The organism is Campylobacter sp. IFREMER_LSEM_CL2090, assembly GCF_025771865.1.
In the GTDB taxonomy this organism is placed as follows: domain Bacteria; phylum Campylobacterota; class Campylobacteria; order Campylobacterales; family Campylobacteraceae; genus Campylobacter_D; species Campylobacter_D lari_D.
This window is the reverse complement of sequence record NZ_JAKMRA010000007.1, coordinates 1-16269: the sequence shown is the minus strand read 5'-3', so window position 1 is coordinate 16269 and position 16269 is coordinate 1. Positions and strand designations below refer to the sequence as shown.

At 30.7% G+C, this 16269-nt stretch carries 9 protein-coding genes and 1 pseudogene; 2 read left to right on the top strand and 8 right to left on the bottom strand.

Going from position 1 to position 16269, the window contains the following annotated elements; all coding sequences use genetic code 11:
• Positions 1-36: 36 nt before the first annotated feature.
• The 8 genes and pseudogenes from L8V85_RS05210 to L8V85_RS05175 all read right to left on the bottom strand — a co-directional run bounded on the left by L8V85_RS05210 (position 37) and on the right by L8V85_RS05175 (position 12910).
• On the bottom strand, positions 37-1980 hold the full coding sequence (locus tag L8V85_RS05210; RefSeq protein ID WP_263681105.1) for a BCCT family transporter: 1944 nt from the start codon (positions 1978-1980) through the stop codon (positions 37-39).
• Between the two features lie 198 nt (positions 1981-2178).
• Entirely contained in the window at positions 2179-2829 is a 651-nt protein-coding gene (locus L8V85_RS05205) for a LutC/YkgG family protein (RefSeq protein ID WP_263660438.1), read from the bottom strand.
• Positions 2822-4237, bottom strand: a complete 1416-nt coding sequence (locus L8V85_RS05200; protein ID WP_263660437.1) for a LutB/LldF family L-lactate oxidation iron-sulfur protein — start codon at positions 4235-4237, stop codon at positions 2822-2824. The genes L8V85_RS05205 and L8V85_RS05200 overlap by 8 nt, the downstream gene beginning before the upstream one ends.
• On the bottom strand, positions 4234-4974 hold the full coding sequence (locus L8V85_RS05195) for a (Fe-S)-binding protein (RefSeq protein ID WP_263681107.1): 741 nt from the start codon (positions 4972-4974) through the stop codon (positions 4234-4236). The genes L8V85_RS05200 and L8V85_RS05195 overlap by 4 nt, the downstream gene beginning before the upstream one ends.
• A gap of 6 nt (positions 4975-4980) precedes the next feature.
• Positions 4981-6636 (bottom strand): L-lactate permease, encoded by a 1656-nt coding sequence (locus L8V85_RS05190; protein WP_412175248.1) that lies wholly within the window; start codon positions 6634-6636, stop codon positions 4981-4983.
• A gap of 276 nt (positions 6637-6912) precedes the next feature.
• Positions 6913-7788, bottom strand: a pseudogene (locus L8V85_RS08420) (hypothetical protein); the annotation flags it as partial.
• Positions 7789-7876: 88 nt separating this feature from the next.
• Complete coding sequence (locus tag L8V85_RS05180) at positions 7877-9109, bottom strand: pentapeptide repeat-containing protein (RefSeq protein ID WP_263737608.1); 1233 nt, start codon at positions 9107-9109, stop codon at positions 7877-7879.
• A gap of 42 nt (positions 9110-9151) precedes the next feature.
• Positions 9152-12910: an Eco57I restriction-modification methylase domain-containing protein gene (locus L8V85_RS05175; RefSeq protein WP_263737607.1), complete on the bottom strand. Its 3759-nt coding sequence runs from the start codon at positions 12908-12910 to the stop codon at positions 9152-9154.
• A 212-nt stretch (positions 12911-13122) separates the two neighbouring features.
• Here L8V85_RS05175 and L8V85_RS05170 point away from each other — a divergent pair, with 212 nt between their 5' ends.
• Together L8V85_RS05170 and L8V85_RS05165 are read left to right on the top strand one after the other, a co-directional pair.
• Positions 13123-13701 (top strand): cytochrome C, encoded by a 579-nt coding sequence (locus L8V85_RS05170; RefSeq protein ID WP_263681110.1) that lies wholly within the window; start codon positions 13123-13125, stop codon positions 13699-13701.
• 1 nt (position 13702) lies between these two features.
• Positions 13703-16222, top strand: a complete 2520-nt coding sequence (locus L8V85_RS05165) for a molybdopterin guanine dinucleotide-containing S/N-oxide reductase (protein WP_263737606.1) — start codon at positions 13703-13705, stop codon at positions 16220-16222.
• Positions 16223-16269 lie beyond the last annotated feature (47 nt).

Genomic DNA, 16269 nt, shown 5'->3' with positions numbered 1-16269 from the left:
CTTTCTTATAAGAATAAAGTGTAATTATAACGCTTTTTAATCATAAGCTTTGGTAAAAATTTCATTTTTATCATCAAATAAAAGTTGCAAATACCTCTCATACTGCTTTAGTATATCTACGATGATTTCTTGCTCGTTTAAATACTCTATATTATAACCATTACGCGAATCAGCAAAGAAAGTTTGTGGCTCAAAGATAAATTCTTTAGAATAAGTTGGCATAAATTTATCATCGATTATGCTTTGGCTTGCTTGTTTTTTTACTACTTGCACTCCATAGATAAAATCTTTTGCAAATTCTTTTTTTATAATCAAACTTATACTTGATTTTTCTTGAACGATCTGTGTTTTCAAGCCGTAGTTTTTTAGACTTTGGCTGAGTGATTCCATAGCATTTTTAACTTTGGTATTTAAGAAATTTTGTATGTCTTGTTCTTTGCTTTGTTTTAAAATTCTAGCAAGTCTTTCTTGCCAAAATTCTCCTGTAAAATACACACTACTTTGACTAAGCTTAGTTAAAGAATAATTCACATCTACAATTAAGCCTTTAAGCAATGAAAAACACATCAAACAAAGCAAAAATGCAAAAGGTAAAGCCACTATCATAGTGATACTTAAAATCGCCCCCAAGCCACCTGAATACAGCAAAGAAGTAGCTAAAAGCGCAAGCAAAGAACCCCAAAGGATATTTTGCCATTTGTATGGCTCATGAGCGCCACCACTACTTAAAGAATTTAACACAAATATCCCACTATCTGCTGAAGTGATGAAAAACAAAGCTAAAACCAAAAGCGCAAGCAAAGAACTAAAATAAGAAAAAGAAAAATTTTGTAAAAAATAAAAAAGCAAACTTTCAGGTGCTGAAGTAAAAGGACTTAAAATATCATTGAAATTTAAAGCACTATTGCCAAAAATGCTAAACCAAAGTATATTAAAACTAGTAGGCACTACAAGCACGCCAAAAATAAATTCCCTTATCGTTCTACCACGAGAAATCTTAGCAATGAAAAAGCCCACAAAAGGTGCCCAACTAAGCCACCAAGCCCAATAATAAATAGTCCAATTATTAAACCATTCTATATGTTCTTTTTCATAATAATAAGTCTTAAAGCTCAAAGAAATTAAATTTTGCAAATAATTTCCAATATTAGAGCTAAATTGCGAAAGAATTTGGATGGTATTTGTTGAAAAAAGCACAAAAAGCATTAAACACACTGCAAAAACTAAATTTGCTTCACTTAAAATTTTTAAACCCTTTGTTAAGCCACTAATCGATGAGAGTGTGGCTAAAGAAATAATGATGATTATAATCACGCTTTGTTCTAAAAAGCTTTGTCCGTTTAAAATACCCAAATTTGAAAAGCCCGCATTTAGTTGAGATGCACTATAACCAAGTGTAGTGCTAATGCCAAAAACCGTGACAATTAAAGCAAGCATATCAACCAAATTTCCCCAAAAACCATAAATTTTATCTTTAAGCAAAGGGTAAAAAGCACTACGCAAACTAAGAGGCATTTTATATCTAAAACCAAAATACGCCATAGCCAAAGCACACACCCCATAAATAGCCCATGGGTGAATTCCCCAGTGAAAGATAGTATGTAGCATAGCTTCTTCATCGCTTGTTTGCAAGGCTTTTTTATGTATGAGAGGTTCAGCCACACCAAAATACATAAGCCCCACGCCCATACCCGTAGCAAAAAGCATAGCAAGCCAAGAAGTAAATTTAAAATGAGGTTTTTCATCATCATCGCCGAGTTTAATATCGCCAAATTTTGAAAGTGCAAGTGCGAGCATAAAACACACAAAAAAGCTCACACTTAATATATAAAACCATGAAAAATTTGCAAAAATTCCACTTTTTATATGATTGATAAAATCATTTGTAAGTTTAGGCAAGAAAATACAACTAAGGCTTAAAACAACTATAATACTAATACTTGGTAAAAATACTGCCTTTTTAAAACTTGTTTTTAACATGATTTTCCTTTTTATAGTTTTAAAATTTAAGTTAATACCTTTTTTACTATGTCAAAAAATATCTTAAATATAACTAAAATCAATAAAATAGCAAAGGTTGATAAAAATATAATTTAATTAATGTTTTAAAAACCAAGAAGTTAATTTTTGATTTGAAGGTGATTTTAGAATTTACACTAAGTGCAAATTCTAAATAAATCAATAAAGTATAATATGAACCTTTTGAGATCCATGAACTCCAAAAACAGTGATAAGTTCAATATCTGCAGTTCTTGATGGCCCTGCTATAAACAAAATATTGCTAGGTAAAATTTCATTTTCTTCTTTTACTAAATTCAATGCTTGGCTAATGCTTTTTACAATATTTTCTTTTTTTAATAAGACAATACAAAGCATAGGAGCCAAAGAAAGCATTCTTGGTTGAGTTTTATCAGACAAAACTAAAGCAACTCCATGTGAGCTTACTCCAACTCTTGCTTGGATGATAGAAAAATCACTATGAAAAACTTCTTTTCGTATTTTTTCAATCTCTTGATTAAAACAAGTCTTTTTTTCGGCTTCAATTTTATTTATATCTAAATTTAAATTATCAGGATAAATAAGACTTTTATAGCCATAACTTTTAACAATTTGATTGATTTTTTCTTCTAATTTTTCTAACGAGCTTTCTTCTACTATGTATTTATTTGCACTCATTTTTTCTTTTAACTCACTATACATATCATCACTTGTTTTGATATGCTCTATAGGATCTATAGTCGGAATTTTTTCAAAAGATAAATGTGTATTTTTAATCTTATCCAAAATAGCTTTTTTGCTTTGTGAAGAAATTTCATTTATTCTACTCACACTTTACTCCTTGCATATTTTCAAGTTCTTTATAAAGATCAAGTTTTATTTGTGGAAATTCCTTATAAGCACTCCATTTTTTAACTACTGGTAAAGAATTTTTTCCTTTTTGCAAAAGCCAATTAAAATTATGTAAATTTGCTAAAGTATTTTTCCAAATAATAGGACTTGTAGCTACTTTTTCAAAAATCTTAAATGCCATAGCTTCAGCAGTATTTGGAGCGATATTATCAAAACTTCCTTGACCTACTTTTGCTGCTCTTAATTTGCGTATTAAATCCGCAAGAGGAATTCTTACCGGACAAACTTCAGAACATCTTCCACAAAGCGAGCAAAAAGTAAGAATATCACCATTTTCTTGCATACCAAAAAGATTAGGACTTATGACTTCTCCGATCGGCCCTGGATATACACTTTGATAAGTATGGCCGCCTATTTTATCATACACAGGACAAAAATTCATACAAGCCCCACATCTTATACAACGCAAAGCTTCATAATAATCTTCATCATTTAGCATTTTGCTTCTATTATGATCAAAAAGAATAATATGCACTTCTTTTGGGCCATCTAAATCTCCATTTTTTCTAGGTCCTGTAATGATATTGTTATAAGTTGGTATAAATTGACCCGTAGCTGATGGAGTAAGTAAAGACACCATAGTGGCAGCATCTTCAAAGCTTTCCATAACTTTTTCTATACCACAAAGTGCTACATGTATATCACTTGCTGTGGTGCACATCCTACCATTTCCCTCATTTTCTATAAGCCAAAAAGCGCCTTCTTTAGACATAGCAAAATTTACTCCGCTAAGTCCCATTTTAAGCCCTTCAAATTCATCTCTTAAATGCTTTCTTGCAATAGAATTTAGCTTTTCTGGCTCACTTTCTAAATTAGAGCCTAATTTTTCTTGAAAAATTTTACCGATTTCATAGCGGTTCTTATGCACCGCTGGAACTACAATATGCACGGGAGTTTCATCATTTAACTGCAATATAAGTTCGCCTAAATCTGTTTCTATGGCTTTTAAGCCTTTGGATTCTAGGTAGTGGTTTAAACCTATTTCCTCACTAGCCATAGATTTACCTTTTAGAATTTTACCGATGTTTTTTTCTACCATTAATTCATATATAATCTCACAGGCATCCTCATCAGAACTCGCCCAATGGACATTTATGCCATTTTTAGTGGCATTTTGTTCAAATTCTAAAAGCCTATCGTGTAAAGTTGATAAAGCATTGTTTTTAGCTTGCTTAGCTTTAGATCTTAGTCCTTGCCAATCATTAAATTTCTCATCTATAACTTTTAAACGATTTTTTTGCAAAGTATGCATGGCAGATCTTAAATTCTCTCGCATTTGCTTATCATGAATTTTCACATCCACAATTTGTTCATGTGTCATTTTCATATCGCAACTCCTTCAAGACGCTTGTTTAAAAAATCATACAAATGAATTCCTTTTATATCAAGCCCCATTTTACTCATCGTGCCTGCAATATTCATCAAACACCCACCATCAGAACTTAATACATATTTTACGCCTGTATTTTGGATATCTTTGATTTTTTCTTGTGCCATAGAGTTTGAAATTTGAGGCTCTTTCACAGAAAAAGTTCCTCCAAAACCACAGCATTCTTCTTCAAATTCTAGAGGAATTAATTCCACATTTTTGAGTTTTTTTAGCAGATTTTTGCTCGCTTGTATGCTTTTTTGAATTCTTAATGCATGGCAATTAGAGTGCCAAGTCACTTTTATAGGTTCGCCTTTGTCTTCATAATCAACCTTTAAAACCTCATCTAAATACTGACTAAGATCAATCACTCTAGAGCTAAATTCCTTTACCAAGTTAAAATGCTCATCATCTTTGAAAAGCTCTAAATAATCATGACTCATCATCCCCGCACAAGAACCGCTTGGCACTACTATAGGATAATTTTGAGTAAAAAGTTTTATATTATGCAAAGCTATATTTTTACTTTCTTTAAAATACCCTGAATTAAATGAGGGTTGAGAGCAACAAGTTTGCTGCTTTTTAAATATAACCTCAACTCCCTCTCTTCTTAAAAGTCTAACCGCGTTTAAAACACTTTCTTGCATTATCGCACTACCCAAACAAGTAGCAAATAAATACACTTTTTTCATCATCAATCCTTATTTTAAAAGCACTGCTTCAGGGATGATCCCGTGAAAGAAAAATGCTATAATAAAAGTCCAAATTCCTATTAGAATTATAAAACCTATTGAGTATTTTAAAGTAAATCTAAACAATTCAGATTCTTTTCCTACAAGTCCAACTGCTGCGCAAGCTACCGCTATACTTTGAGGAGATATCATTTTACCCACAACTCCACCAACAGAATTTGCTGCTAAAAATAAAGTTTCTGAAATTCCTAATTTTTGAGCACTAACTTGCTGTAATGTCCCAAAAAGCAAATTTGAACTAGTATCAGAACCTGTTAAAAACACACCTATCCATCCTATGATGGGAGAAAAAAATGCATAAGCATCGCCTGTATTTGAAAAAGCAAGTCCTAAAGTAGTACTCATACCGCTATTTTTAGCTATAAAGGCAAAAGCAACTACTAAGCCTATAGTTAAGCATGGAGTGGCCATTTCTTTTAAAGTTTCCCAAAAACACTCGGTAGCTTCGTTGATTTTTATTTTCAACACAACAATGCTCATTAAAGCAGCCACTAAAATAGCAGTTCCTGCTTGTGCTACTAAATCTATAGTATGTGATGGAATCATTGTTTTTGTGATTTGTGGATTAACTATATCAGGACTTATGATAGCTCCTAAGGCTTCATTAAATTTCAAAGTAAATTGCATAAAATTTAATATTCCATCTTTAGCAAATAAAGCCTTAAACCAAGGTTGCGTCCATATAATAATACAAATAATCAAAAGTATAAAAGGAATCCAAGCTAAAAATACTTTTTTAAATTCTAGCTTTTGTGAGTTTTCAAAGTCTTTTACATCATCTAATCTAAAAATATTTTTTGGCTTCCAAAATTTTAAAAATATCGTAGTAACAGACAAAGAAACAACCGCTGAAATAATATCTGGAAGTTCTGCACCTAAATGATTTGAACTCCAAAATTGTGTAGCAGTAAAAGAAACGGCTGCGACAAAAATAGCAGGAAAGGTTTCTTTAACCCCTTTTAAACCATCCATTAAAAATACTATAAAAAATGGTATAGTCAAGCTAAGAGGCACAAGCATCCTACCCACCATAGCTGAAACACTGTGCTGTTCTATACCTGCTAGATTACTCATCGCTATAATAGGAATTCCAACTGCTCCAAAAGCTACCGGAGCGGTATTGGCTATGAGGCAAAGTCCTGCGGCGTATAATGGTCTAAGCCCAAGTCCTACAAGTAATGCAGCGGTAATAGCCACTGGCCCTCCAAAACCTATAGCACCTTCCAAAAAAGAACCAAAACAAAATCCAATCAAAATCACTTGAATTCTATGATCTGGAGTGATACTCATAACACTTTGTTTTATCACTTCAAACGAGCCTGATTTGATAGAAAGTTTATATAAAAATATGGCCGCGATGATGATCCAAGCTATAGGCCAAATACCATTTGCAAAACCTTGTATAAAGCTAGCACCTAATAAAGAAAACGGCATATCATAAGCAAACAATGCCACAACACTTGATAAAATAAGAGTTAAAAAGCCTGCTTGATAGCCTTTGAGTTTGAAAACTACAAGAGAAAGCAAAAAGCACAAAATAGGCAAAAAAGCCACCAAAGCACTTAAAAGTATGTTGTCAAATGGATTATATATTTGTTGCCACATATTTTTCCTTTTGATAAAAATTTCCAATATCTAGCTTAACAAATATTTTTATTTTTGTGTATTTTTGTTAGAAAAAATTAACTATATGAGTATAAGAGTAACATTTCGTATAAAAATTCTCTTTTAATAAAAACAAAAATTTACACTTTACAAATAAAATATAAAGTATTGTTTATATTTGAAACAAAATATAAATATAATAAAAATATTTATATCAAAAGTATTTTTAAATCAAATTTTTCATCACACTTTAAAGCTAAAAGCATGATTTTGCTTTTAGCTTGGTACTATGGAGTTTTTGCGTGCGGTTTTTTGGAGTGAGAATATACAGAGTAAAAGTATAATACTATATAAAACACTAGTGGATTTTATGACATTTGACGTGATTTTATCTTGCTTTATAGCTTTAGAAATTTCGGTATATTTTTTACCTAAAAATTCTGTTGCTATGGTTAAATTTTGTTCTTTTAAATCTAAGATATTTTCTTTATTTTCCATGATCAACTTCTTAGCCGCATCTAGTTCTACAAAAGAAATGTCTTGATAATGCCAAGATAGGTTAAAATCTTTATGAGAAATTTTTGCAAGATTTAAAATAGAACTAGAATTTAAATCTTGAATGGCTTTTTCAATTTTACTTTCATGAAGTTTTTCTGATGAAAAAACACCTATAAAAGGGTTAATAAATTGTGAAGCCATAACTAGACAATATATTAATCCTAAATATATATACAAGCGAAGAGAAAATATGATAATTTCTCTACTAGAATTAAACAATATAGTAAAAATCCACAATAATACTACATACAAAACCAACTCTATGGCATTAAAAAAATATCCCGGAAAAAACAATACAAACATTATAGAAATACCAACAAACATAAAAAAAAGCCCTATAAAACGTCGTTGTTTTATTTTTTTGATATAAAAATTTACTATTAATAAAAAAAACATTATTACAAGAGGCACAATAATAAAATAGTTATTATATTTCTCTACTAAAGAAAAAACCAAAGGAAGTTTATTTGCCACAAAAACAAAACTACAATATAAAGTTATCATACCAATGGTAAAATTAAAGATTTTTAAAAAATTTGTATGATGATCACTTGTTGCTCTATAAACAATCAATAAGACACAATTTGTCCATATTGTATAATCATATAACTTTCGTTTTATATCTTTAACTATAATATTACTGACTTGTTTATTTGAAAATATTCTAAAATTATATTTGTTTTCAAATTTTCCATAAAAACATATAATCAAAAATAATATTTTGACAAGCTTTAAAATTAATGGAAAAAAATGGATTACCCCCCATGATAAAATAATATAATATGGCACCAAAAATATTTATAAAATATTCAATTGGAGTAAAGAGACTATCAAAAAAATTCTTAACACACCACTCCATTCCATTAATAAAATTAACACAAGTAATATTCTTTTTATTTAAATATTTATATTTTATTTTTCTAGGGCTAAACATTATTTTTTCGTATTTTTCTAAATTTATCTCCAGCTCTTTTTCTTTTGCATAAAGTTCTAGCTTATGCCATTCTTGAGCCTCTAAAATATTATTTTGGCTTATCAAAACATCTTTTATAACTCTGAAAGAATCTTTTAAATTTTTAGTACATCTTAATTGATGTTTATTATTAATCAGATTTATTTTTTCTTTTTCTTCACTGTGTATATTTTCAATTTCGTTTTTATAAGTCTCATCTTGATAATTATCTTCTATGTATTTTTCAACTGATTCAAAATCTAAATTATCTATATTGACATTTGTTAAATTTACAGCTTTTTGCTCTTTAAAATAACAAGCACTAAAATTTGGAGTTTTTTCAAATGTTACTCCATAAAAACAAACTGAATTTTCAAATTTACACGCGTGCAAATCAACATAATCTTTAAAATGAGAGTTATTAAAATAAATACTATCTTGAAAAATACAACTATTAAAAACGGATTTGTTTACAAATTTAGAATTTGAAAATTTAATATTTCCTTTTACAATAACTTTATTGAAACTTAAAGAATAAATATCACAATTTAAAAAATGTATATTTTCACAACAAAAATCATCAACGATATTAATACTTATTTTACAATTTATAAAATACAATTTTTTGAAATTGATATTTTCTGCATATACTGAAGGTCCTTTTGAAAGGATAAACTCAATATTACAATGATAAAAATCTATTTCATACTCATTTAAAGAATAAATATCAAAATGTTTTATTGTTTTATGATAAATTTCAAATTTATTTCTATTTCCTGATATAAATTTTTCAGACTTATCATAAACAACATCATCCACTTTTATTTTTAAAGCATTAGCTATTTCTTCTCTCTTTTCTCTTATTGTCTTGTAATATTTTTTCATATACAATTTAGCCAATTCTTCATCATCTTTTTCTAGAATATCTTCTATTTCTTTACGACGTTTTTCATCTTTTTCCATATGCAATCTCATTTTTTAATAATTTAATATTTATTTTTTCCATTATTTTCCTTCAATGATTTTTATTTCTTCTTCGTTTAGGTTGTAAAGTTTATAAACGATAGAGTTTATTTTATCTTCTTGAGTTTTGGTGTCTGCTTTTTTGTCTTGTTCTTTTAAAACTAAAATCTCATCGACTAAGCTTATAAGCTCGTTTGCTAGTTTTTCATTTTTAGAATTTATTTTTGGTATAGGAAGTCTTTCTAAAAATGCTTTTTTGTATCTAAATCCATTTTCACCTAAGTTTCCACCGGCATAAAACATTTTAAACATAAAAGCCACAAAATCGTTGTTTAAAAAAGCAATGAGATATTTTAGATTTTCCCCTGTTAAAATAAAACTTGTTGCTTCTGCGTAAAAATTTGACTTTGTATCTAAATAAAATTGTGGTTTTCTTACTATTTCACTATACACTATCTTTTCTTTTTCAAATTCTTCCAAATAAGCACAATTTCTAAGGTTATAAGGTGTTTTTCCTTTGTCAGTTCTTTTTTCTAAAGTTTTATAATACGGCTTTAAATGCTGTTTTAAGCTAGGGTACTCATCTATGTTTATCGCTTCTATCTTTTCTCCACTTTTGCTTTTATAGCCATTGTGAGTGTTGATCACCCAAAGCCCTGCCCACTCATAACTATATCTTTTTATATCTCTACCGCGTAGCATTTTGCGTATGAGTTTGGCGGTGCGTTCTTTTTCGGCTTCATCTTTGCATTTAGCTAGAATTTCATCTCTTTTTTCAGTAGTGATGATAAAGGCTTCATTATAGCCCGTTTTTATACCATAGTTTATATTAAGCCCATGCCAGTCTTTAAGTGGAGTGCCGTGCTTTTCTATCTTTGCTTTTAGCGCGTTTGTGCCCTCATCGTTAAAAGTAAAGCTTTCTTTGCTTAAAGAATTTTGTGCGATTTTGTTAAAATTTAAAATGCTTTCTATATTAAAGTCATTTTCTTTTAAAAGCTCGGTGTTTGGGGCTAGGTACTTAAAGCTATTATCTTTAGTTTTTGCTTTTTCAAAGCTTAGTATAGAAGTATCTACCGTAGCACTATCAAAGACTTTTATACCATTTAGGTCGATGTATTCTAAAAGTGTGGTATTTTTGAGTAAAAACCCTCTTAAAGCTTCTCCATAACCTGCTCTTGTGTATTTGTTTGAAGTGATGAAAGACAAAACACCATTTTGCTTTAGCACATTAAACCCAAGCTCATAAAAGTAAGTATAAATGTCGCTTGTGCCTTTATAGACTTTATAATTTTTGGCTAAATTTGGCTTTAACTCTTTGATGTCTTCTTGTCTGATGTAAGGTGGGTTACCAATGATGAGATCAAACCCTTGAAAGCTCCCGCCCTCATCAAGCACTTCACTAAATTCAAAACGCCATTCAAAAGGATTTGCACTTTCTAAGTCAAATATACTCTCATAAAGCTTTTTAAGCTTTTTAAATTCTTTCTTGGCAGCACTTTCATCAAAGTCAAATTCAAACATATTTTTAGAGAAAAATGCTCTAAAATTCTCATCTTTTTCATCTTGTGCTAAAAAATCGCCGTATTTTTTAGAGTATTCATTAGCACCGTTGGTAAGTTGCTTGATCTCTTTGGCAAATTTGTCTTTTAAACAGAAATTTTTAAAAGATTCTTTGAGGTTTTTGATCTCTTTAGCAATGAGAGTTTTATCGGTGTAAAAGCCTTCTTTGTAGTCTTTGACTATGCGTTTGTATTTATCCATGCGTTCTTTGATGTTTGGGTAGTGAGAAAGGCTTTTGTGAATTTCAAAATAACTTATAAGCGAATTCCCACATTTTATGTTGATATCGATATTTGGTAGGGTTTTAAGATCATGATAGTTTGTATCATCAAAGCTTTCATAAAAGCTGTGTTTTAAAAGCTCTATCCAAAGCCTTAGTTTAGTGATCTCACATGAGTTTGGGTTGATATCTACTCCAAAAAGGTTGTTTTCTATGATGTCTTTTTTACGCTCGAAAAGTTCTTTTTGACAAAGGTGGGTTTTGTCTTTGTCAAAATCAGGGCGTTTATACTCTAAAAACTGGCCTTTGTGATTTTGCACTAAAATTTCATCATTTTGCACGCTTAGGTAAAAGTCCTCTTCAAACAAACCAAGCTCATAATGCACCATAAGCATGGCATTTAAAGCTGAAACTAAAAAATGCCCACTTCCCACCGCAGGATCGCAAATGCGTATGGACTTTAGCAAGACTAGTTTTTGCTCTTGAGAAATTTTTTCTTGGCGTAGCTGGGTTCTTAGCTCGTTTAGCTTGGTGGCATTTAGCTTAAAAGTATGGTTAAACTTATCTAGCACGACTTTTTCTATGCTTGCTTTACACATATATGAAGTGATAAAACTTGGGGTATAAAAACTACCTTCTTTATAGCCATTTAGTTTTTCAAAGACATTTCCTAAAACGCTTGAGTTGATGAGTTCTTTTTGTTTGATGAGTTCTTCGCTTTGCTCATCTGCTCCAAAATCAAAGCTGTCTAAAAACTCAAACAAATACTCTAGCAAACCTACTTTGCCTTTTTTACTTTTTCCCTTGTCATCTTTTAACTGCGTGTGTGGGTGATACTCTAGCGAAGCATCATTTTCCAAAGTGGCGATTTCTAGTGTGGTTTTTTCGATGGCTTGTTTTTCAAAAAGTGATGAATTTAAATAAGGCAAATAGCTAAATTTACTCTGCGTCCTTGTGTGCTTTTCTTTAGCTAAGATATCAAAGAAAAGGTGTGAAAGGGTAGTAAAATTTGGAATTTTTTCATAGTTTAGAAATTTAAGGGTTTTATCATCGTTAAATCTAACTAAATTAGACTCAATAAGCTTTAAAAATAAAATGCGGTTTAGCCAAAGTATGATGAATTTTAGCACCTCTTCAAAGTCATGCTTTGGAAGCTTGCTCGCTATGAGATGATAAAGTGTGCCTTGGGCTTGTTTGCTTTGCTCACTTTGTGTGATGATGAATTTAGAAAGCTGTTTGCTCTCGCTTAAACCTAGGATGTATAAAAGCTCTTTATAGAATGCGTTGTTTAGTGAGTTTGCGTCATTTGGGCTAAATTCATTTAGCAAAAAGTCTCTATGAAAGGTTTTAAAAATGCTTGCTAGATTTTTGAAATTTGACTTTTGCTTGTCTTTTAAAAAGGCTAAATCGATGAAAAAGCCTTTTAAGCTTTCTTTGGAATTTTCTATAAGTTTGCTTGCTTCTTTGTAAAATTCATCAGTGTTGCCTTTAAAAAGTGAATTTGGGCTTTGAAATTCTTCAAAAAGCTTTTTAAAGCTTGTGTTTTTATAAAAAAGCTCTTCAAATTCACTAGCTTTGAAAATGTAGAATTTATAAAAGTCTGTGATGATGATAAATTTCAAACTAAAGCTATGCTCTCTGTTTCTAAAATAATACAAAATGGCTTCATGCAAGGCTTTGGAATTTGGCTTTGCGTGGGTGATGAATTCTTTTGAGTTGGGCTTTTTAGCTTCGATGAGAACTTCTAAGTCTTTGCTAAGCTCATCTTTAGCAATGGCTAAATCAATCTCGCTTTTGCCTTTTTGCTTGGTTTTGATGTGGGTTTTGAAATTTAGAGTGGTTAAAAATGGACTAAGTGTGTTAGCTACAAGATAATCTTCATTTTCACTTTGTGAGCTTTCAAGCCTTTCTAAATACTGTATTAAAGCCTTGCTAAAAGTGTCAAATTCATTTTGTGTAATTTGCTTTTTGCGGTAGTAGGGGTTGAAAAAATCTTTTTCATTTAGCAAAGTAAAGTGCATTTTTAACCTTTATAAAGAATATTTTATATTTTACTAAAATTTACTTTAAAGGATTGAAAAGACTTTATGAAAACATAAAAACAAATAAATTAAAAATTAATAAAAAATTATTAGATAATATTTATTATTGCATTTTTTATATTTTTATACTAAGAAAATTTTAATACTAAAGTTATACAATAAGTTTATATTAAAAATATCAAGGAGGCAAAATGGGAAAAATTTTAGTTTTCTGTTTAGCGCTTGTTTCTTTTGTTTGCGCTAAAAATGAATTTTTTACAAGTGAAGTAAGCTCACTTTACTTAAGCAAAAATGACACAAAAGCTGTTGGTAGATTGCTACCCACAAATCCTTTTGAAGTATTAAAAGCTGATGGAAATAAAGTTTTAGTCAAGATCACAGGCTATGTTAATCCTGCTTCGCCTTCTGTGCTTTATTACAACAATAGTCAAAGAATTATAGTTGCTGCATTTTCTAAAAATACAAAACTTGATTTTAAAACTTATACTAAAAGCAAAAATGGAAAATGGGATAAAGCTACCATAGAAGTTTGGACTGACAAGAAAGATTTTGCAAAAAGCAACAAAGAAATGTTTATAAAAGCTAAAGAACTTTATATGAATAATTGCGGAATTTGTCATAGCGTTCATAAAGAAAGTGAATTTAGTGCTAATGGCTGGCCTGCTACTTTTAGATCAATGGTAAATAGAACAGGAATTGATAAGAAAGATCATTGGCTAGTGATACAGTATTTGCAAAAAAATGCAAAAGATTTTAAGGAGGTAAAATAAAATGGGACTTGATAGAAGAAAATTTTTAAAAATCGGAGCAGGGTTAAGCGTGTTGCCTTTAGCTCCTAGTTTAGCCATGAGTAAAAATATAGAAGTTTCTCAAATAAATTCTGGTTTAGTAAAAAATGGAAGTGTGATAACAGCAGCACATTGGGGAATTTTAAAACTTACCATTAAAGATGGTGTGGTAATTAAAAGTGAGCCATGGGAAAAAGTAACACAAATTGACAATCCTTTACAACACTATACAGCAGATATGATCTACAAATCACGCGTGAAATATCCTTATGTTAGAAAAAGCTATCTTGAAAATCCCGACAGTCCAAAACCTGAACTTAGAGGAAAAGATGAATTTGTGCGTGTAAGTTATGATGAGGCTATAAAACTTATAGCAAAAGAACTTAAAAAAACAAGAGAGCAAAAAGGAACTCAAGCTATATTTGGTGGAAGCTACGGATGGAAATCTAGTGGAAATATGCAAAATTGTAGAATATTGCTCCATAGATTTTTAAATGTCACAGGTGGTTTTGTAGGGACTACCGGAGATTACTCAACCGGAGCTTCTCAAATAATAATGCCTTATGTTGTAGGCTCTATTGAAGTATATGAACAGCAAACTTCATGGGAAAACATTTTAGAACATTCTAAAATAGTAGTTATTTGGGGTGCTAATCCTATCGCTACTTTAAGAATAGCTTGGACTTCAAACGATCAAAGAGGTCTTGCTTACTTTGAAAAATTAAAAAATAGTAAAATCAAGGTTATCTGTATAGATCCTATAAAAACCGAAACTGCTAAATTTTTAAATGCACAATGGATCTCTCCAAAACCAAATACAGATGTTGCTATGATGATAGGCATGGCTAGTCATTTGATCGAAAAAAATAAAGTCAATTATGAATTTTTAGAAAATTATACAAGTGGATTTGATAAGTTCAAAGCTTATTTAGATGGCAAGAATGATGGCATTAAAAAAGATACAAAATGGGCAAGTAAAATTTGTGGAATTGATGAAAAAATCATCAAAACACTAGCTGAAAGCTTTTATGATAACCCTACTATGATCATGAGTGGTTGGGGTATGCAAAGAGCTCATCATGGCGAGCAACCTCATTGGATGTTAATAACCCTAGCTTCAATGATCGGACAAATTGGTACTAAAGGAGGTGGCTTTGGCTTAAGTTATCACTATAGTAATGGCGGTGTTCCATCATGCAAAGGTGGTGTTATAGGAGGTATTACAGCAGGAGCTGTGGGAATTTGGGAAAATGGTAAATTTAAAGGTATGCCAAAAAATGGAGAATCTCAAGGTGGTGCTGAATGGCTACAAAATACTGCTAGTTATTCTTTTCCTGTAGCTAGAATAGCTGATGCTTTATTAAATCCTGGGAAAGTTATAGACAATAATGGTTCTAAAATAACCTATCCTGATATTGACTTTATTTATTGGGCAGGTGGAAATCCTATAGTACATCATCAAAATACAAACACTAACATCAAAGCATGGCAAAAACCAAGAACTATAGTTGTAAATGAAATTTATTGGACTCCAACTGCCAAAATGGCAGATATTGTAATGCCTACCACAAGTTCTTATGAACGAGATGATATTACCATGAGTGGAGATTATTCTAATATGAATATAGCTCCAATGAAGCAAGCAGTATTACCAATAGGCGAGAGCAAAGATGACTATGAAATTTTTGCTGATATTTGTAAAGTGTATGGAGATGATGTATTTAATGCTTATACCGAAAATGGTAATAAAGCAAAAGATTTTATTAAAGAATACTACAATAGCGCTTTAAAACAAACTCAAGCTTATGGGGATGTATTTGAGCCAAAAATGCCAAGTTTTGAAGAATTTTGGGCCAAAAATGAGCCTATAACTTTTTCTCCAACCATAGAAAGCATGGAATGGGTGAGATTTTCTGAATTTATTGAAGATCCTATCTTAAATGCTCTAGGCACTGAATCAGGCTTGATAGAAATTTACTCAAAAACTATCGAAAAGTATAACTATAAAGACTGCAAAGCACATCCAATGTGGATGGAGCCGATAGAATGGCTAGGAAATGCTACTAAGGAAACACCTTTTCATCTACTAACTAATCATCCAACAGATAGGCTTCACTCTCAAATGTGCCATACCTCATTGCGTGAAAAATATGCAGTAAATGATAGAGAACCTATCTTAATCAATCCTATTGATGCTAAAAAACTTGGAATCAAAAATGGTGATATTGTAAGAGTTTTCAATAAAAGAGGTCAAGTTCTCGCAGGTGCTGTGGTAACTAAAGATATTATGCCAAATGTTGTAAAATTATGCGAAGGTGGCTGGTATGATCCAAATGATGAAGGAATGTGCAAATACGGAAATGTAAATGTCTTAACTATTGATATGCCAACTTCTGAATTAGCAAACGGAAACATTTCTCATACAGGCTTAGTAAATATAGAAAAATATAAGGGATTACCGCCTAAAATAACAGCATTTACAGCTCCAAAAGGCGCTGTATAAACATTCTCTTTCTTAGAAGATAATTTCTTCTAAGAAACCAATTATCT